The sequence below is a fragment of the Pseudoalteromonas arctica genome (assembly GCF_012927645.1).
Classification (GTDB): domain Bacteria; phylum Pseudomonadota; class Gammaproteobacteria; order Enterobacterales; family Alteromonadaceae; genus Pseudoalteromonas; species Pseudoalteromonas arctica_A.
In genome coordinates, this window is record NZ_JABBMT010000031.1 from 1 (window position 1) to 19,125 (window position 19,125).

17 protein-coding genes are annotated in these 19,125 nt (G+C 40.1%); 11 read left to right on the forward strand and 6 right to left on the reverse strand.

Going from position 1 to position 19,125, the window contains the following annotated elements:
- Positions 1 to 474 precede the first annotated feature (474 nt).
- Positions 475 to 1,605: an alpha/beta hydrolase gene (locus HHO47_RS15525; RefSeq protein WP_169021124.1), complete on the forward strand. Its 1,131-nt coding sequence runs from the start codon at positions 475 to 477 to the stop codon at positions 1,603 to 1,605.
- 177 nt (positions 1,606 to 1,782) lie between these two features.
- Here HHO47_RS15525 and HHO47_RS15530 read toward each other — a convergent pair whose 3' ends face one another.
- Positions 1,783 to 2,406, reverse strand: a complete 624-nt coding sequence (locus HHO47_RS15530) for a tyrosine-type recombinase/integrase (protein ID WP_010388419.1) — start codon at positions 2,404 to 2,406, stop codon at positions 1,783 to 1,785.
- Positions 2,407 to 2,700: 294 nt separating this feature from the next.
- Between HHO47_RS15530 and HHO47_RS15535 the strand changes: the two genes are divergently transcribed.
- The 3 genes from HHO47_RS15535 to HHO47_RS15545 all read left to right on the forward strand — a co-directional run bounded on the left by HHO47_RS15535 (position 2,701) and on the right by HHO47_RS15545 (position 4,136).
- On the forward strand, positions 2,701 to 3,081 hold the full coding sequence (locus HHO47_RS15535) for a hypothetical protein (protein WP_169021125.1): 381 nt from the start codon (positions 2,701 to 2,703) through the stop codon (positions 3,079 to 3,081).
- Between the two features lie 65 nt (positions 3,082 to 3,146).
- Positions 3,147 to 3,335 carry a hypothetical protein gene (locus tag HHO47_RS15540; RefSeq protein WP_169021126.1) on the forward strand — a complete coding sequence of 63 codons (189 nt, stop codon included), beginning with the start codon at positions 3,147 to 3,149 and terminating at the stop codon, positions 3,333 to 3,335.
- A gap of 135 nt (positions 3,336 to 3,470) precedes the next feature.
- Positions 3,471 to 4,136 (forward strand): AbiV family abortive infection protein, encoded by a 666-nt coding sequence (locus HHO47_RS15545; protein WP_169021127.1) that lies wholly within the window; start codon positions 3,471 to 3,473, stop codon positions 4,134 to 4,136.
- Between the two features lie 347 nt (positions 4,137 to 4,483).
- Here HHO47_RS15545 and HHO47_RS15550 read toward each other — a convergent pair whose 3' ends face one another.
- Positions 4,484 to 6,229: an AMP-binding protein gene (locus HHO47_RS15550; protein WP_169021128.1), complete on the reverse strand. Its 1,746-nt coding sequence runs from the start codon at positions 6,227 to 6,229 to the stop codon at positions 4,484 to 4,486.
- Between the two features lie 200 nt (positions 6,230 to 6,429).
- Positions 6,430 to 6,876, reverse strand: coding sequence for a DUF3010 family protein (locus HHO47_RS15555; RefSeq protein WP_169021129.1), 447 nt, complete (start codon positions 6,874 to 6,876; stop codon positions 6,430 to 6,432).
- A 459-nt stretch (positions 6,877 to 7,335) separates the two neighbouring features.
- On the opposite strand from HHO47_RS15555, the gene thrS reads away from it, so the two are divergent.
- From thrS to HHO47_RS15585, 6 genes are all read left to right on the forward strand, one after another.
- Positions 7,336 to 9,246 (forward strand): threonine--tRNA ligase, encoded by a 1,911-nt coding sequence (thrS, locus tag HHO47_RS15560; RefSeq protein WP_169021130.1) that lies wholly within the window; start codon positions 7,336 to 7,338, stop codon positions 9,244 to 9,246.
- A 59-nt stretch (positions 9,247 to 9,305) separates the two neighbouring features.
- Positions 9,306 to 9,869 (forward strand): translation initiation factor IF-3, encoded by a 564-nt coding sequence (gene infC, locus HHO47_RS15565; RefSeq protein WP_145233176.1) that lies wholly within the window; start codon positions 9,306 to 9,308, stop codon positions 9,867 to 9,869.
- A gap of 210 nt (positions 9,870 to 10,079) precedes the next feature.
- Positions 10,080 to 10,280: a 50S ribosomal protein L35 gene (gene rpmI, locus HHO47_RS15570; RefSeq protein ID WP_004587840.1), complete on the forward strand. Its 201-nt coding sequence runs from the start codon at positions 10,080 to 10,082 to the stop codon at positions 10,278 to 10,280.
- Positions 10,281 to 10,295: 15 nt separating this feature from the next.
- Positions 10,296 to 10,658: a 50S ribosomal protein L20 gene (rplT, locus tag HHO47_RS15575; RefSeq protein WP_169021131.1), complete on the forward strand. Its 363-nt coding sequence runs from the start codon at positions 10,296 to 10,298 to the stop codon at positions 10,656 to 10,658.
- A 183-nt stretch (positions 10,659 to 10,841) separates the two neighbouring features.
- The gene (locus HHO47_RS15580) at positions 10,842 to 11,915 is read left to right on the forward strand and encodes a sensor histidine kinase (RefSeq protein WP_169021132.1); all 1,074 of its coding nucleotides are present in this window, start codon (positions 10,842 to 10,844) and stop codon (positions 11,913 to 11,915) included.
- Positions 11,912 to 12,736, forward strand: a complete 825-nt coding sequence (locus tag HHO47_RS15585; protein WP_169021133.1) for a LytR/AlgR family response regulator transcription factor — start codon at positions 11,912 to 11,914, stop codon at positions 12,734 to 12,736. The genes HHO47_RS15580 and HHO47_RS15585 overlap by 4 nt, the downstream gene beginning before the upstream one ends.
- A gap of 93 nt (positions 12,737 to 12,829) precedes the next feature.
- On the opposite strand, the gene pyk is transcribed toward HHO47_RS15585, so the two are convergent.
- Complete coding sequence (gene pyk / locus HHO47_RS15590) at positions 12,830 to 14,266, reverse strand: pyruvate kinase (RefSeq protein WP_169021134.1); 1,437 nt, start codon at positions 14,264 to 14,266, stop codon at positions 12,830 to 12,832.
- Between the two features lie 403 nt (positions 14,267 to 14,669).
- Here pyk and gndA point away from each other — a divergent pair, with 403 nt between their 5' ends.
- Positions 14,670 to 16,043 (forward strand): NADP-dependent phosphogluconate dehydrogenase, encoded by a 1,374-nt coding sequence (gndA, locus tag HHO47_RS15595; RefSeq protein ID WP_169021135.1) that lies wholly within the window; start codon positions 14,670 to 14,672, stop codon positions 16,041 to 16,043.
- Positions 16,044 to 16,116: 73 nt separating this feature from the next.
- On the opposite strand, the gene ansA is transcribed toward gndA, so the two are convergent.
- Positions 16,117 to 17,127, reverse strand: coding sequence for an asparaginase (gene ansA, locus HHO47_RS15600; RefSeq protein ID WP_169021136.1), 1,011 nt, complete (start codon positions 17,125 to 17,127; stop codon positions 16,117 to 16,119).
- A gap of 70 nt (positions 17,128 to 17,197) precedes the next feature.
- The gene (gene sppA / locus HHO47_RS15605; RefSeq protein ID WP_169021137.1) at positions 17,198 to 19,063 is read right to left on the reverse strand and encodes a signal peptide peptidase SppA; all 1,866 of its coding nucleotides are present in this window, start codon (positions 19,061 to 19,063) and stop codon (positions 17,198 to 17,200) included.
- Positions 19,064 to 19,125 lie beyond the last annotated feature (62 nt).

Consider the following 19,125-nt stretch of genomic DNA (forward strand, 5'->3'; position numbering starts at 1 on the left):
TTATCTTTATAACCTAAAATCCCTCCCAAGCGACTCAACTCTACACTCTATAGCAAGCTGAGTGAAAAAATAATGGTAAGGTTACCTACAACGGGAAAATAGCGTAATCTTTCTCAAGGAAATATGTACCTGTCCCTTTTTATTCTCTATAGCAAGCTGAGTGAAAAAATAATGGTAAGGTTACCTACAACGGGAAAATAGCGTAATCTTTCTCAAGGAAATATGTACCTGTCCCTTTTTATTCGTTCCTTTTATTCTTTAGCAGCTCATATATGCCTAATAGTGCCAACTATAAGTTTGGATGTAAGCTGACAGGCAGGAATGAGCGAAAAGCAGACACTGAAAAAGTTAAATTTATTCCTACTTCTTTGAGTAGGAGCCGAATGTTGTCTGATAACATTATTAACCGCTGTTTTCGTGTGTTATAAACCATCTAAATGGTGTTGAATAAGCCGTTAACTTTAAAGGTATCCAATGAGATTTATATTAATCGTTTTATTTTTTTTAAATTCTACTCAAGCTCTTGCGCAGTATGACCGCTTGAGTATAAATTCTGAGTTCCTAGGAAAAGACGTTACCGTTCAGATATCGTTACCAGACACTTATCGACATTCTGATAACTTTTCATACCCTGTACTAGTTGTATTAGATGGCGCCACTCAATTCAATCACGCGGCAGCTAGCGCGCATTTTTACAGCACTTATGCAGCAATACCGGAAATGATTGTTGTAGGTGTAAGTCTAAAAAATAGATTAGCATTTTTTACTCATACTGAGCCTGATGCATTTGTCGGTCGAGCCGGTAAAGCTGACTTACTCACGCGTTTCCTACAAGAAGAGTTATTAAACCAACTTAATAAGCAATATAGAGTTGCGCCTTATTATGTTATCGCAGGCCACTCACTTTCTGGTCTATATACCAGTTACCTTGCAGTTAAAGGTAATACTAAATTTAATGCTGCGATATCCATTAGCCCAAGTCTTTGGTGGGATGAAGCTACAATAGTTACAGACTTTGAAAAGAAGCACTCAACCAGTGGAGCAAAAACTTTTCGATGGTTTCTAAGTATGGCAAGTGAGCCGAACGAAATGCCCGAAGCTTTTGAGCGCATGTTATTGGCATTGGAAAAAAAATCAAAATCAGGGCTTTATTATAAGTACGCAAGGTTCCCCGATGAAACACACGACACCACTCCCGTAGTAGGAATGGCAAAAGGGTTACAAGCTATTTTTTCTGATTGGAATGCGGTACCTGAGATTGATATCATGCCTCTGTCGAACCTAATAAAATTTTATGAGGATAAAGCTAAAGAGTTCGGTTATGCATTCCCTTTATCGGCACATCAGTATAATGTTTATGGGCTCAAAGCTACGTATGAAGATAAGCCAGCATGGGGCGTTGAAATTTTGGAAAAAGGTACTGAGACTTTTCCTAATTCAGAGATACTGTGGGATAGTTTAGCAACAGCTTACAGTTTGAATAAGAATTTACCTGATGCGTTAAGTGCATCTGAGCGTGCGCTGGAACTGGCTGTTGCCAATAATTCAATTTTTATCGTTGAGATCAAGGAGCAAAATACGGACTTGAAGCTAAGCAAAAAATAGATGGTCATCAGGTAGCCTGTAAAGTAATACAGCTAACAATCAAATCTTATCGCCAGCAAATAGCGCTGGCGTGACTTTAACCCTCTGAGCAAATTCTCACGCTAAATTTAGGCGTTGCTGAGTGATAACAATTGATACGTGCCAGACTCTAACTTCGAGTCTGGCTTAGGTCCAAATTTAAGCATCGATCTGTTCTGATACTTCTAACGCATCATCAACTTCTATTCCCAAGTACCTGACAGTGCTCTCTAGTTTTCTATGGCCAAGTAGAAGCTGACAGGCTCTTAAATTTTTAGTTTTTTTGTAAATTAGTGATGGTTTGGTACGTCTCATAGAATGAGTGCCATATTGAGTCTTATCTAATCCAATTGAGGTGACCCAAGAATCAACTATACGTCCATATTGACGGGTTGAAAGGTGTTCAGAGGAATGAATTCGTGACTTAAACAAGTAATCATAAGAATTGAGAGTAAATTGCTCTATGAGCGCCACAATTGATTTCCTTGTATTTCCAGTAATTTCAAATTGAACAGGCATACCAGTCTTTTTTTGAACGACTATTGCCCTTGATTGGATTGTTTTACCATGAGCGATGTCATTAACTTTTAGTGAAACTAAATCACACCCTCTTAGTTTGCTATCTATGGCTAGGTTAAATAGTGCTAGATCTCTTATTTTATGAAAAAGTTCTAGTCGTATTCGGATAGCCCATATTTGCTGTAATTTTAAAGGTAACTTTTGTCCTACAAGCTTATTTTTATTCCAAGGCTCTTTAGGCTGATATATAGTTAACTGGTGCATTAGTTGTACTCCGGTGTTTATGGAGTTTTAAGCTTAGCTTGCTACAAAAAAATTCGGGTATGAGCGATCTATAGTCATTCAGGAGATTTGCCGCCAGCTAAGTAAAGCTAAGTAAAGCTAAGAGGATACTTCCCCTTTTTCTACATGACGAAATAACTCATCCCATGTATAATATATATAGCTAGCAATAACTTATGCTTTTTGCTATTAATATGAGCTCATAAAATAAGGACATTTTTGCGCTAAAATAGAGAAAGTGTTTGCTGTTTGCTGTTAGCTGTCTAGGAGAGTTCTGTGTTACCAGGAGATGTTTTATTAGTAACAGGTGAAGGAAAATTGTCTTCATCTCTTGTTGCATTGCAAAAAGTTATTTATCCAAAAGCTAGTTCAAGCCATGTTGAATTATGCTTGGGTGATGGCGTTTTTATACATTCTACAGGTGATAAAGGTGTTCACCTTACCCTGCTGATTGATGAAGATGTTGCTTGTAAAAATAGATGGAGAGTTATTAGACATAAATCTATTACAGGAGCAGGTTTGAGTACCGAAAAACTTCAAAAAGCAGCTATGTTTTTTATGCCCAAGATTACAACAAAGTATTCATGGGGTCGGGAAATGATACGTCATCATTTTGCTCTGAACTTGTCGCTAAAGCCTATGATGGAGCCGGAATAGAAATTTTTGAAGGAAAAGCTCCTAGTAAAGTTACACCTGCACATTTTGATAAAGAAGCAGATAATTTGGAAGATTGGTTAGATGTTACCGAACAGTACAAAACTATTCTCGCTGATATGAAGGAAAATGAATTTCCCTACAGGCTTGCTGCTAATACATTAAGTACAGTAATGACGCGACGAAAAGCACATGAGCCATTCCGACAGAAAACATTGAGCATTTTGAGAATGGCTCACCAAAAAATCAAGAATTAGCTAAAAAAATGAGAGAGATGCTCGCGGGTAGAGAGTTAAAGTATTGGCACGAGAAAGACAGCTAACAAGAGCATGTTGGCAGACTGGTTTCCGAGCCAGCCGCAAATGCTGGCGTTATAACTCATAGGAGTGATCGTGAGTAAAAATTTGAGACAGTGGAAAAATACACTCAGTTCACGTGAAATTGCTGATGGAATGAACTTTGCTCAACAAAACGCTAACCGACTATTGAGAGACGCTGAAAAACTGTTTGAACTTGAAAGCTACCCGACAGCTTATTCGTTAGCTGTCTTAGCAATTGAAGAGGCTGGTAAAATTTCAATCTTACGTGAGTTAGCAGTCGCAAGAGATGGCAATGACGTCAAAGACGCTTGGAAAGCTTATCGCAGTCATACAAAAAAGAATATGATGTATGTATTTCCTTATTTGGTTGCAAATGGCTGTACAAAACTGCGTGACTTCGGTGGTATTTACTCCGAGAAAAACGATTTTCCAGCGCTACTAGACGATCTAAAGCAAGTCGGATTTTATACAGATTGCTTAGGTCAAAAAAATTGGTCAGTTCCTAGTCAAGTAATCGACAAAGAAGCAGCTGATGATATTCTGAGAATTACTCGTATTTTGTGTAAGCATCAAACATATACACAAAAAGAGATTGAGCTTTGGATTAAACACATTAAACCTGTGTGGAAATCTTCAATGCCAGAAATGCAAATAGCTTTAAAGGCATGGTTCAACGAGATGCTCGATGAAGGTTTAGCGAAAGAATCTGATCTTCCCTTCGAAGAGTTTGTCGGCTAAATGAGTATAACAAAGCGTTTAAGGCAGCGTTCGCAACGCTTGGCACTTTCATGAGTATTGAAGGCCGGTGGGTTCAAATATTGACTTCACACATTAAGAATCTTCAATGTCTGCAATTGGCACTTAGCCTATAGTCGGTATAGAGTGGCCCCGCCATTTATCAGACCTACGTCTAAATGTAGGTTGGTTAAGCCGAAGGCGCCACCCAACAATTTTTCAAATTCATTTTTTGCCCGTAATTGGCACATCTTTAACTATCAGATTTAATTGAGTCTTAGCTCGATAATTTATAATAAAATACAATGCAACGCTTAATCGTTGCATTGTAATAAAACAGCCGTTAATTATTACGAAAATGCTGACTCGGCGAGTTCTTCTTGCATTTGTTCGCGCATTTTAAATTTTTGCAATTTGCCGGTTACTGTCATCGGGTAATGTTCTACAAAACGAATGTATTTAGGCTGTTTAAAGTAGGCGAGTTTGTCTTTTAAAAATAATCGAATTGCTTGCTCATCAAGTACTTCACCTTCTTTAGGTTGGATCCAAGCACACACTTCTTCGCCAAATTTTTCATCGGTAATGCCAAAAATTGCCGCATCTTGTACGCCTGGGTAAGTATAAAGTACTTCTTCAATTTCACGCGGGTAGATATTTTCGCCGCCGCGAATAATCATATCTTTAATTCGCCCGACAATGGCAACAAACCCTTCTTCATCCATTACCCCTAGATCTCCGGAGTGTAGCCAGCCATCTTTATCGATAGTCGCGGCGGTTTTTTCTGCATCATTCCAATAGCAGCGCATGATCCCAGCACCTCGGCTACACACTTCACCCGGTAGGCCTACTTTTTGGATATTACCGACCTCATCGATAATTTTGACTTCTGTGTGAGCTAAAGCCCGACCAACAGTGGTAACTTGTTTTTCTAGAGGAGAGTCAATTTCAGTGACATTATTGATAGGGCTGCATTCTGTTTGCCCATAGCCAATCACGACTTCATTCATATGCATTAATGATTGTACTTTGCGCATTACTTGCTCTGGGCATGTCGAGCCTGCCATTATTCCAGTGCGTAAGCTTGATAAATCAAAGCGGTCAAACTCTTTTAGCTCGAGTTCAGCGATAAACATAGTGGGAACGCCATGTAAGGCTGTACAACGTTCTTTTTCTACTACTTCAAGTGTAATGGTCGGATCAAATGAATCTCCCGGGAATACCGCCGTGGCGCCTTTACTGATACACACCAGATTGCCAAGCACCATACCAAAGCAATGATACAATGGCACAGGAATACACAGTTTATCGGCTGCTGTTAAGCGCATCGCATTAGCCATTAAAAAACCATTATTTAAAATATTTTTATGGGAAAGGGTTGCGCCTTTAGGATTGCCTGTGGTGCCAGAGGTAAACTGGATATTGATATCGTGATCTGGTTGCAATGTTGCCGCAATGGTATTAAGCGTCAGTTGTGTTGCATCGTTAGGCAGTGACATGACGTGTTTAAAACTAAACATGCCTGGTGCGGGCTCATCGCCAATGCGGATGATGTTCTTTAAGTGAGGAAGGTTTTTTGTACGCAATTTCCCTGCTTGTGAGCTACTAAGCTCAGGGAGTAACTCGTTAAGCATAGCAAGATAGTTACTGGCCTTAAAATTGGATGCGGTGATAAGTGTTGAACATTCGACAGAGTTAAGAGCAAATTGCAATTCGTTGGGGCGGTATGCAGGGTTAATACATACCATAATGGCACCAATTTTGGCGGTTGCAAATTGAGTTAAACACCATTCAAGATTATTAGGTGACCAGATACCAACACGGTCGCCTGGTTTTACACCTAAAGCCAGTAACCCCATTGCCAGCTGGTTGATCTGCTGCTGATATTCTTTATAGCTTAAACGAAGGTTTTGATGATGTAGCACTATTGCAGGGTGGCCTGGGTTATTGTCGACAATGGAATCAAAGTAATCACCTATGGTTTTATGAATCAATGCCGGGCTTAGTGCTCCTTGATAGTAGCTATGCTCTAAACCTACTGTATCTTTGACTGCTTTATTTGCATCGGTTGCAGTTGTATTACTGTTACTTATTTGCATGTACGGTCTCCGTGTCAATGTTGTGAGAGTCTACTCAGTTAGAAAAACATAGATTGTCGACAAATGAAAGCGCTATACGACCAATGTAGTAATAAAATGAGGAATGTTAGGCAATAAAAAACGCTAGCTGTAGATACAACAAAAACATTGTAGTACACACTAGCGTCGCATCTGATTGTAAATTGAGCTTTAATCGAAAATTAAAGCTCCTCACTGCGGTAGGTTTTTTTCATTAAATGTACATATGCATTTACAAACGCATTTTCTTGGTACTTTTTCAGTCCCGTTTCTGCAAAATCGATCGGGATTGGATTACGCTTTAATTGTTCTTTAATTTCGGTCACTGTGAATAAGTGTACGTCGAGTTCTTTAATTAATTGAATTGCAGTTTCCATTTTGAAACCGTTCGCACTGCCAGCAAATTTACCTTTCGGGGCACGTTGACGAATAGCGACTGAATCAATTTGATAGTCCTGCATCAGTTTTGCAAAATCAAATTGGAATTTACGCATTACTTCAGTGTCATTACCATTACCTAAGGTAAAGCGAGTTTGGCGAATATCTCGTATATCAAATACATCGTTATCTTTTGTTAAAATACACAGTAGTACGTCACTACCGGTAATCTCTACACCGCATGTTCTCATTGTCATTCTCTAAATAACTAATTTGGGCAGTATTATATCAATTAAACGCCTTAAAAACAGTGCATTTTAAAACCGATTTCAATCCCAATGCCACGGTGGTCGTTTACGCAGATATCTTCATCAATTTGGTTTGGGTATATTTCGGGTATATTATAGGTGTGCGATTAAATTTAACGTGGCAAAACGGATACTATTAGACGAGGTCATTAGGTGAACCACCAACTGCAATTAAGTATGAATGCGAGAATTATTTGTCAATTTGTCTGGCTAAATACTTGTATTTAATGACTCCAAACGCGACAATAACCCCTTGTGTTTGCTAAGACTCAACAAATACATTAGCCAGATACGGTTAAAATTAGCAATGCTTATTCGTAAAAGTGTTGTCGAGTTACTCATTTTATTTTAATAAATACATGTGATGCATTGTAGGCGTCACCACTGTAGTAAGGATTTATAATGCCAGTTATTACTCTTCCTGACGGTAGTCAGCGTTGTTTTGAAAACCCTGTAAGCACACTTGATGTAGCCAATGATATCGGCCCTGGCCTTGCCAAAGCCACAATCGCTGGTCGTGTTAATGGCATCCGTGTTGATGCCTGTGATTTAATTTCTGACGATTCTCGTCTTGAAATTATCACCGTAAAAGATGATGACGGCTTAGAAATCATTCGTCACTCATGTGCTCACTTAATAGGTCATGCAGTTAAGCAACTGTTTCCTGATGCAAAAATGGCAATTGGTCCAACAATTGATAATGGTTTTTATTATGATATCGATATGGAACATTCATTAAGTCAAGATGACTTAGAAGCTATTGAAAAGCGCATGTTGCAACTTGCTAAAACAAACTATGACGTGGTTAAGAAAACCGTAAGCTGGCAAGAAGCCCGCGATGCTTTTACAGCACGTGGCGAAACATACAAAATGAAAATCCTTGATGAAAACATCAACAAAGATGACCGTCCAGGATTATATCACCACGAAGAATACATCGATATGTGTCGTGGTCCACACGTACCAAACATGCGTTTTTGCCAACATTTCAAAATAATGAAAGTAGCAGGTGCCTACTGGCGTGGCGATTCAGACAATAAAATGCTGCAACGTATTTATGGCACCGCATGGGGCGATAAAAAGCAACTTAAAGCCTACTTACAACGCCTTGAAGAAGCTGAAAAGCGTGACCACCGTCGTATTGGTAAAACGCTTGATTTATGGCACTGGCAAGAAGAAGCACCAGGTATGGTATTTTGGCACAACGATGGTTGGAGCATATACCGCGAATTAGAAGACTTTGTGCGTGAAAAATTACGTGAGTACCAATACGAAGAAGTCAAAGGTCCAATGATGATGGATCGTTCTTTGTGGGAAAAATCAGGTCACTGGGAAAAATATTCAGAGGCAATGTTTACCACTGAATCTGAAAAGCGTGAATACGCGATCAAACCAATGAACTGCCCAGGTCACGTACAGATCTTTAATCAAGGTTTAAAATCGTACCGTGACTTACCACTGCGTATGGCTGAATTTGGTTGTTGTCACCGTAACGAACCATCGGGTGCACTGCATGGCTTAATGCGGGTACGTGGTTTTACTCAAGATGATGCCCATATCTTCTGTACTGAAGCACAAATCATGGACGAAGTATCGGCCTGTATTAAAATGGTTTACGATACGTATGAAACATTCGGCTTTGAAAAAATTGTGGTTAAGTTGTCTACTCGCCCTGAACAGCGTATTGGCGAAGATCATATGTGGGACAAAGCAGAGCTTGCTTTAGCTGATGCGCTGAAAGCAAATAACATTGAATTTGATTATTTACCGGGTGAAGGTGCTTTCTACGGTCCAAAAATTGAATTTACTTTGTACGATTGCTTAGACAGAGCGTGGCAGTGTGGTACAGTGCAACTAGATTTTGCATTACCAGGGCGTTTAGGGGCAACTTATGTTGCTGAAAACAACGAACGCCGTACACCTGTTATGATCCACCGCGCAATATTGGGCTCTATCGAGCGCTTTATCGGTATTCTTACAGAAGAGTACGCGGGTTTATTCCCAACTTGGCTTGCACCTAAGCAAGTGGTGATTATGAATATCACTGATAAACAAGCTGCTTATGTGCAGGAAATTGTACAAAAATTAAATAAACTTGGAATTAGAGCCGCTGCTGACTTGAGAAATGAGAAGATTGGCTTTAAAATCCGTGAACATACATTAAAACGTATCCCATATTTACTTGTTGTTGGTGATAAAGAAGTTGAACAACAAGAAGTTGCTGTACGTACCCGCACAGGTGAAGACTTGGGCAAATTTAATGTTGATGAGTTTGTCGCTAAAATTAGCGACGAAATTAAAAATCGACTATAAAAACTCTGCGTGTAGGGCATACATTTAATTGCTAACTACACGCTTATTATTTGATATTCTTGGAGGAACGTACTATTAGAGGCGGCAAGAAAGGGCAACAAACAGCCCAAAAAAATCGTATTAACGAAGAAATTACAGCTCAAGAAGTTCGCTTAATTGACATTGAAGGCGAGCAAGCTGGAATTCAGTCATTAAAAGACGCGCAAACTATGGCTGATGCCGCTGGTGTTGATCTAGTAGAGATCAGCCCAAATGCTGAGCCGCCTGTTTGTAGAATCATGGACTACGGCAAGTTCATCTTTGAAAAAAGTAAAGAACTAAAAGAGCAGAAAAAGAAGCAAAAGCAAATCCAGATCAAAGAAATCAAATTCCGTCCTGGTACGGATGAAGGTGATTATCAGGTTAAGCTTCGCAACTTACGTAAGTTCTTAGAAGGTGGCGATAAAGCTAAGATTACCATCCGCTTCCGTGGTCGTGAAATGGCCCACCAAGAAATTGGTATTGAATTATTAAACCGTATCAAAGGCGATTTAGAAGAACTTGCAGTTGTTGAGTCTTTCCCAAATCGTGTTGAAGGCCGTCAAATGGTTATGATGATGGCACCTGTTGCTAAAAAGCAATAAACAAGCTAAGATACGCAGCGAATTTAGCTCAGGTCACCAAGTAATATGCAAATATTCACCTGTGTTAACCGGTATTAAAGTAAAACTGCAACATTTTATGTTGGGTTTTCACCGGATTATGGCAGTAAGTTTAGGCCTAAAAGTGGAGTTATAGTAATATACCTCACGCCTGCTTACTAATTTTAAAGCAATACATTTGGAGTTATTGCAATGGCTTATAAGCTAAAAAGTCACAGAGGCGCTGCTAAGCGTTTCAAGAAAACTGCTTCTGGCGGTTTCAAGCGTAAACAAGCGCATCTTCGTCATATTCTGACTAAGAAAACTTCTAAGCGTAAGTTACACCTACGTCCTAAGATGATGGTTCATAAAAATGACCATGGTCTAGTTTCACGTATGTTACCATTCGCTTAATAGGGGTTTTTAGAAATGGCAAGAGTTAAACGCGGCGTTGTCGCACGTGCACGTCACAAAAAAGTTTTAAAACAAGCAAAAGGTTACTACGGAGCACGTTCACGTGTTTACCGCGTAGCTTTCCAGGCTGTTACTAAAGCGGGTCAATACGCTTACCGTGACCGTCGTGCGAAGAAACGTACTTTCCGTCAATTATGGATTGCACGTATCAATGCTGCTTCACGTCAAAATGGTCTGTCTTACAGCCGTTTTATCAATGGTCTTAAAAAGACATCTGTAGAAATCGATCGTAAGATCCTTGCAGATATCGCTGTTTATGACCAAGTTGCATTCGCAGCGCTTGTTGCAAAAGCAAAAGAAGGCCTAACGGCAGCTTAAGCTTTTAAAAATAAGTATTAAAAAGGAGCCTATGGCTCCTTTTTTTGTGGCTAAAATAAAGTACCTACACATTTGCAGAGCAAACCTTTGCGGTAAGGCTCGTGAAAAGCGAGATAGTCGGTAGTGATCGCATGCTAATTAACGCTATATAATAATTACAAATAAATGAGGTAATTAACTATTTTGAATTGGCAATCCTTAGTTGATAACCGCCAACGGTTTTTTTGGGTCTTACAGATCGCCGGTTGGATAGGTTATGCGCTTGTTAACTACATTGGCTCTAAAGTGTTTGAAATGCGCGATATTTACATTTTTGTGATCGTGCTTAACGCTTACGCTGGATGTTTAATGACTGTGCCATTGCGGTACATGTATCGCAAGGCTTGGAATACCGCGCCGTGGGTTTTAATGTTAGTCGTGTTCACTGCTTCTTATGTAACCGGCACGTTATGGGCGGTGATCCAAAAGTTTAATTTATGGGAAATTTATCGCCACGGTTATCGTCCAAATGAATGGTTTTACTACTTTCAACAAGGCTTAGACTCAGTTTATATTATTCTGTGTTGGAGCGGGTTGTACTTTGGCATTAAATATTATCAACTACTGCAAAGTGAGCGCCAAAAAGCGCTTAAAGCAACAACGATGGCGCATGAAGCACAACTGAAAATGTTACGTTATCAGTTAAACCCTCATTTCTTATTTAATACCCTGAATGCTATATCTACGTTGATTTTGGTAAAAGAGAATAAAGATGCTAATTTAATGGTGTCGAAATTGAGTGACTTTTTACGCTATACACTCAATACCGATCCGATAAAAAAAGTACCACTTGAACAAGAGTTGCATGCACTGATGCTTTATCTTGAAATAGAGCGAGTACGCTTTGATGAACGGCTACAAGTGAATGTGCAAATCAGTGATGAAGCAAAAAATGCATTAGTGCCGAGTTTAATATTGCAACCGATCATCGAAAATGCGATTAAATATGCGATAGCTCATCTTAGCGAAGGTGGGGTAATTGATATTAAAGCACAAGTTTTTGCTAATGAACTATTACTGGAAGTAGGCGATAATGGCCCTGGTACTGAATTACTTAATGGCCAATTAGTTAATTCACAAGGGGTCGGGGTGGCAAATACCAAAGACCGCCTGAAAACTTTGTATGAAAATAACTATTCGTTTGTGTTATCACATAATACGCCAAGTGGATTGAAAGTGAATCTGCGCGTTCCGTTTGAGAAGGCTGTGAAAAAATGAGCAAGATTAAGACCCTGATTGTCGATGATGAACCATTAGCCCGTAGAGGCTTAGCTGTAAGATTAGCGGAATTTGATGATATCGAAGTCGTTACACTATGTAAGTCTGGTCAAGAGGCTATCGATGCATGTCAAGCAGGGAAAATAGATTTAGTTTTTTTAGATATTCAAATGCCTGGAATGAATGGATTTGAGGTTGCCAGAGCACTCAGTGAAAGTGTCAGAGCCTTACCTGCTATTGTATTCGTAACCGCATTTGATCAGTTCGCAGTCAAAGCATTTGAGATCCATGCTTTAGATTATATCCTTAAACCAGTCGACGACAACAGACTAAAACAGGCGGTAGAAAAAGTGCATACCTACTTAAAGACGCAACAAGACAACGCCCATAAAAAGAAATTGGCGAGTTTTGTAGCTGGAATTACTGGTAATAATTGTGAAGAGATTTTGAAAAAACTGGCAACTGGCGATACATTAACAGATCGCCGCTACCCAGAATCTTTAGCAGTGAAAGAGCAAGGTGAAATAATCCGTGTACCGGTAGCGACAATTCAATGGGTCGATGCTGCAGGTGACTATATGTGCTTACATTGTCAAGATGGCCAAACGCATATCTTACGAAAAACCATGAAAGAACTAGAGCAGGAGCTTGCTCCCCAGCTATTTGTTCGCGTCCACCGTAGTGCGATTGTAAATACTAAGCAAATTAGCAAGCTTGTTACTCAGGTAAGCGGTGAGTATTTATTAGTGCTTGATAACGGTCAAGAATTAAAAGTGAGTCGTAGTTATCGCGATAAGGTTAAAGCTGCATTAGCAAGTTAGCTTAGAAACGGGCTCATTAGCAGTTATATATTGCATCATGTGTTTAAATAAAAAACGCGAACCCTTGGCTCGCGTTTTTTATAGCTGAGCTAATTAAGCAACAGTAACAATCTTCATGGTGTTGGTTGCACCAACCGTTTCCATAGCATCACCATGTGTGATGATCACAGTATCACCAGGTTGTAATGAACCTGCTGCAACTAAAGTGTTAAGGGCATCTTTTACCATATTATCTTTTTCACATTGTGTAGAGTCAAAGAATACCGGGTAAACACCACGGTATAGCGCTGTTTGACCAAGTGTACTTGCATGACGAGACAGAGAGTAAATTGGTAAGCCTGAGCTAATACGTGACATAAGTTTTGCTGTGCTACCTGATTCAGTCAGGGTGATAATCGCTTTCACAGAATCTAAATGGTTGGCTGCATACATAGCTGATAATGCAATTGATTCGGCGTTTGATGAAAAACGGCTGTCTAAACGATGCTTAGAAACATGGGTCTCTTTTTGTGACTCAGCCCCTAAACAAACACGCGCCATGGTTGCCACTGTTTCTTCAGGGTAATCACCAGCTGCAGTTTCGGCTGATAACATGACGGCATCAGTTCCATCGAGTACTGCATTAGCAACATCCATAACTTCTGCACGGGTTGGCATCGGGTTATCGATCATTGATTCCATCATTTGCGTTGCTGTGATCACTGTACGATTGAGTGATCGAGCTCGGCGAATAATGAGTTTTTGTTTGCCCATTAAAGCAGCATCGCCAATTTCAACACCTAAGTCACCACGGGCAACCATAACCGCATCAGATGCTAATACGATATCATCAACAGCTGCTACTGTTTCAACAGCTTCAGCACGCTCAATTTTGGCTAAAAGCTGTGCTTTAGAACCCGCAGCTTCAGCGAGTGAACGCACATAACGCATATCGTCGCCACTGCGTGGGAATGATACTGCGATATAATCAACATCAATTTCTGCAGCAGTTAATAAATCTTCTTTATCTTTATCTGTGAAGGCCGGAGCTGTTAAACCACCGCCTAAACGGTTGATACCTTTGTTATTTGATAAAACACCACCAACAGTAACAGTTGTATGCACTAGGTGGTCTTCAACACTTTGTACTGTTAATTGAATTAAACCATCGTTTAATAAAAGTAAGTCTCCTGGGGCTACATCTTGTGGTAATTCTTTATAATCAATACCTACTGCATTGATATCGCCTAGGCCTTTATCCATTTTTGCATCAAGAATAAATTTTGCACCAACGGCTAAGCTCACTTTGCCATCTTTAAATGTCGATACACGAATTTTGGGGCCTTGTAAGTCAGCTAAAATAGCAATGTGCTTACCTAATTTTTTGGCAATGTCACGCACAGCTTGAGCGCGATCTTTATGATCTTGTGCAATACCGTGTGAGAAGTTTAAGCGCACTACGTTTGCACCGGCACGAATTATTTTTTCTAAATTGTTATCTCGATCGGTTGCAGGTCCAAGGGTCGCGACTATTTTTGTGCGTCTAAGCATCAAATTCTCCTGTAGGCTTATTAAATTGTAAGCAGGTTGACGGTTTTTCGTTATTAATATGTGTTAGTTTAACTAACACGCATAATACAGTTACAGGCAGCTAATAGATTGTTGAAAGTAATGTAATTTATCATGCTGCTATTATTTTATACAAAAAAATTATGACCACAGTATGACACCGGTGTCAGGTCTCGTCAATGCTCGACCCAGAAATCCATATCAGGATAATTTATCGCTCCGAGGGAACGGTGGTTTGGGTATAATCGCTGTATCTTGCGTGTTTGTCTTGCGCAAAGCGTTGTATCTGTTGTCTAAGCTCGCATTTTTAAGTGGCTTGGGTATATAATGCGTGCGGTATTATTTTCATTTACTAACCAATAGTTGTTACCGAGGAGGACACTCAATGCAAGTTGCATTAGTCGGGTTAGGCGTTATGGGTAAAAATCTTGCTCTGAACTTGATAGAGCAGGGTATGACGCTAGTAGCTTATGATAAAAACCCAGACGCGGGCGAAGAGCTATTAAGCTGTGCTAAATCACAAGGCATGGCAGATCGTCTGCACATTGTGTCTGATTTAGGTGATATGGTAAAACGGCTTACGCCGCCTCGCTCAGTTTTGTTACTAGTACCAGCAGGTGAATTAGTTGATAAAGTGTGTAACGAATTAGTTGAAGCGGGCGTTGATTGCAACGACATTATTGTTGATTGCGGTAATAGTAATTATAAAGACGGCATATCGCGTAAACTTAAATATCAAAATAAATTTGAATTTGCAACTATGGGTATTTCTGGCGGTGCCGAAGGCGCTCGTCATGGTCCTGCGATGATGGCAAGTGGTTCAGAAGGTGGCTGGGAACGCGTTGAACCATGGTTTGAAAAAGTAGCGGCAAGCTACAAAGGCGAATCGTGCTTTGCCCGTGTTGGTCAATCAGCCAGTGGTCACTTTGTAAAAATGGTACACAATGGTATTGAATACGCGTTAATGCAACTAATTGCTGAAATGTATCAATTACTACGTTTAGGTACAAACCGCACACCACATGAAGTTGCAGAGATTTTTAATCAATGGTCTGAAGGCGCACTCAATAGCTATTTATTATCTATCTCAAGTCATATTTTATCGTTAGAAACCGATGCGGGTGAAGCGTTAGTTGATTTGATTGATAATAAAGTAGGTGCGAAAGGCACGGGTTTGTGGACGGCGCAAAATGCATTAGAGCTGGGTATCGCCGTTCCTTCATTGGTTGCTGCTGTGCAAGCGCGTCATTTAACCAATACTGCTGATACGCATGCAGCGAAAGAAATGACGTATGCCGCAAAAGCCACTACATTAATTGAATTAGATCTAGATGAACTGAAAGATGCCTTTATGTTTGCCAGTTTACTGGCATATCGTCAAGGTCTTGCACTTATTAAAGGTGCATCGCGTGCGCATCAATGGAAAGTCGATTTATCTAAAACGCTACAAACATGGCGTGCAGGCTGTATTATCCGTGCAGATTACTTAGATAACATCGCTGAAGGTGTTGAGTTCATTGATACGCTTGAAACAGAGTCGTTAGCACTGCGTAAGATCACCGGTCAAGCAATGATGACCGGGTTAGCCTTTCCAGTACTTAGCTCAACGCAAACGTATTTCGCGACGCTGACGACACCAAGTAATGGCCATTTAGTACAAGCTCAACGCGATTACTTTGGTGAACATGGCATTAAAACCCGATGTGGTGATGTGTGTCATTTAACTGATTTAGTTGAAATTGATGCGAAAGTTCGTTAATTAGACCAATAGGTTTAAATAAAAGGCACGTTAATTAACGTGCCTTTTTAGTTAAAAATAGCCCGAGCTTAGCTTATCTACTTAACTCACCGCGCAAGTCGTCTTGCATTAAATGGCGAATAGTTTCAATTTCAAGTTGCTGGCTAAATAAGTAATGTAATTTAGTTAAGCATGCCTCTAACGTCATATCGTAACCGCTGATCACACCAATGTTAAGTAATGCGTTACCCGTTGCATAGCCGCCCATATTTACATGCCCTTTTAAGCACTGGGTTAAATTGACGATCACCATTCCGCGCTTACTTGCGCTGGAGAGGATCCCTAAAAAATCTGGTTCTTGTGGCGCATTGCCCACACCAAAGCTCAATAATACGAGGGCTTTGATATTGTCGTTTACCAAACTTTTAACTACAGCATGACTGATCCCTGGATACAAGTATAAAACACCAATAGGTTGCGGCGTGATGTTGGTGACTTGTAGCTCATTTTCAACATACGGGCTTAACTGGCCTTTTAATAATTGAATATTAATACCTGATAGTGCTAATGGATCTAGGTTAGGGGATGCAAAGGCATCAAAACCATCGGCATGCGCTTTAGTTGCACGATTGCCACGAAATAATTGATTATTAAAAAATAAACTAACTTCAGCAATCGGATAATTAGCAGCTAAATACATCGCATTGAGTAAATTTACTTGGCCATCTGAGCGCAGTTGCGACAGTGGGATTTGCGAGCCGGTAACTATCACTGGCTTTGTTAAGTTTTCAAACATAAAGGACAAAGCAGATGCGGTATACGCCATGGTATCTGTGCCATGAAGCACGACAAAGCCATCATAATCATGGTATTTACTTTTAATATCGTCAGCAATTAGTTGCCAATGAGCAGGGGACATGTCTGATGAGTCAATCAGCGGGCAATACTCGTGAATATCGAATAAGGGCATTTCATCACGATTAAATTCGGCATTGTTTGCTACGGTTTGTGTTAAAAAACCTTCAGCGGGAATATAACCTCGACTCGATTTTTTCATCCCAATCGTACCGCCAGTATATGCGATATAAATACGTTTACGTTTCATAAAAAAAGCCCAGTAAAAAAACTGGGCTTAGTATAACGGTTAGTTGCTGCGATTACAGCCTATACACTATTTATTGCGAAATATTACACACTAAGCAGCGGGCATAAATGCCTTGCGGATCGTTGTAATCTTTTAGACCTTCAACCTCAGTTGTTAATTGCTTAACTAAACCATTGATAGATGCTTGGTTTGAGAGTGCGTTTTGTAGCGTACTTTGTGAGCCAATTAGCGATCTAATCGATGCATTTCCAAAAATATCCTGCATTAACTTCTCTTCCGCCGATAGACTCTGCTTAATGGTTTTAACTTCATAAAAATCAAGCTTAGCCAGTTCAGCTGCCGCTTTGATAGCGTCTTGCTTATTGCCTAATTTGTCAACTAAGCCAAGCTCTTGCGCTTGACTTGCAATCCAAACACGGCCTTGTGCAATAGAGTTAACTTGCTCAGGGGTCATATTTCGTGCTTCACCAACAACCTCTAAGAAGCGTTGATAAGCGTCTTCTACACTTAGTTGAATAACCTGTGCCATTTTTTCATTAAGCGGGCGAGCGATTGATAGGCCTGCCATTTCAGTTGTGGCAACGCCATCTGAATAAACACCTAATTTAGCCATGGTGTTTTCAAAGGTCATAAAGTTACCAAATACACCAATTGAACCAGTAATGGTACTCGGTGCTGCCCAAATTTCGTTAGCCGCAGAGGCAATCCAATAACCGCCAGAAGCTGCTACTGAGCTCATTGAGGCAACCACTGGTTTACCAGCTGCTTTAAGAGCAAGCACTTCAGCACGAATAACTTCAGAGGCAAACATACTGCCACCGCCTGAGTCAATACGCAGTACAACCGCTTTTACTTTATCATCTAAGCGTGCTTTACGTAGTAATGCCGCTGTAGAGTCACCACCAATTTCACCGGCTTTACGTTCGCCGTCAGAAATAGTACCGCGTGCAACCACAACAGCGACTTTTTCTGTCATTGGGTTATCAAACTCAACGGGCGGTTTAACTAATGAGAGATATTCTTTAAATGAGACTTGGTTAAAGGTTTTGCCTGTTTCTTCAGTGCCTACTAAGGCAATTAACTCTTGACGCACTTGTTGATTGGTTTTTAAAGAGTCAATCCATTGATGTTCTAATGCATATTTACCTGAATCACCATTAACTGCTTGCATTTTTGCCAGAAACACATCCATTGTTTCGTCAAAGTTTGCTTCATCAAATGGGCGAACAGCGGCAACGTCTTGTTTGTATTCTTTCCACAATGCGCTTAGCCATACATTATTAGCTTCTTTTGCTGCGTCGGACATATCGTTACGGATAAACGGTTCAACAGCCGATTTAAATGTACCAACACGGAAAATATGCTGAGTAATGCCGAGCTTTTCAAGGGCGTCTTTGAAATACAGCGGATACATGCCAAAGCCTTGGATCTCTACACCGCCATAGGGGTGCATTGATATTTCATCAGCGTGAGCAGCAAGGTAATATTGTGCTTGTGAGTAATAATAGCCAGAGGCAATTACTTTTTTGCCGCTCGCTTTAAAACGCTCTAACGCTTGAGTGATTTGTTTTAATTTATTTAAATGCGCGTTGGGCATTTTTTGTAAATCTAGCAAAATCACAGTAATACGTTTATCTTCAGTGGCTTGATCAATTACTTCGATAATATCATCAAGTAAAATTTCAGCTGGCTCGTCGTTGCCCTGTGTTGCATCATTGATGGCAGCTTCAATTGGATCGACGTAAACTTTTTCTTCTACGATTGGACCATTGAGGTTTAACCTGAGCACTGATGTGTCAGCAACATTGATTTCATTGTCATCGCTTGCGATTGAAACAATGAAAAGAATAACGAGTAACACAAATAAAAAATTAAGGACTAAACGACGAGAAAAGTTCATTCCTGCCCACAGTCCTTTAAATAGCTTTGTAATCAAAATAAATCCTTAGTCTGGTACAACTTATATCTATCACCATCTTAGCCCAGAATAAAAGTTAT

What these genes read in the sequence shown, in the direction of transcription:
- rpmI (WP_004587840.1), top strand. Translation starts at nt 10,080, where the DNA reads ATGGCTTATAAGCTAAAAAGTCACAGAGGCGCTGCTAAGCGTTTCAAG.
- HHO47_RS15525 (WP_169021124.1), top strand. Translation starts at nt 475, where the DNA reads ATGAGATTTATATTAATCGTTTTATTTTTTTTAAATTCTACTCAAGCT.
- HHO47_RS15550 (WP_169021128.1), bottom strand. Translation starts at nt 6,229, where the DNA reads ATGCAAATAAGTAACAGTAATACAACTGCAACCGATGCAAATAAAGCA.
- thrS (WP_169021130.1), top strand. Translation starts at nt 7,336, where the DNA reads ATGCCAGTTATTACTCTTCCTGACGGTAGTCAGCGTTGTTTTGAAAAC.
- pyk (WP_169021134.1), bottom strand. Translation starts at nt 14,266, where the DNA reads ATGCTTAGACGCACAAAAATAGTCGCGACCCTTGGACCTGCAACCGAT.
- HHO47_RS15585 (WP_169021133.1), top strand. Translation starts at nt 11,912, where the DNA reads ATGAGCAAGATTAAGACCCTGATTGTCGATGATGAACCATTAGCCCGT.
- HHO47_RS15530 (WP_010388419.1), bottom strand. Translation starts at nt 2,406, where the DNA reads ATGCACCAGTTAACTATATATCAGCCTAAAGAGCCTTGGAATAAAAAT.
- gndA (WP_169021135.1), top strand. Translation starts at nt 14,670, where the DNA reads ATGCAAGTTGCATTAGTCGGGTTAGGCGTTATGGGTAAAAATCTTGCT.
- rplT (WP_169021131.1), top strand. Translation starts at nt 10,296, where the DNA reads ATGGCAAGAGTTAAACGCGGCGTTGTCGCACGTGCACGTCACAAAAAA.
- HHO47_RS15555 (WP_169021129.1), bottom strand. Translation starts at nt 6,876, where the DNA reads ATGAGAACATGCGGTGTAGAGATTACCGGTAGTGACGTACTACTGTGT.
- ansA (WP_169021136.1), bottom strand. Translation starts at nt 17,127, where the DNA reads ATGAAACGTAAACGTATTTATATCGCATATACTGGCGGTACGATTGGG.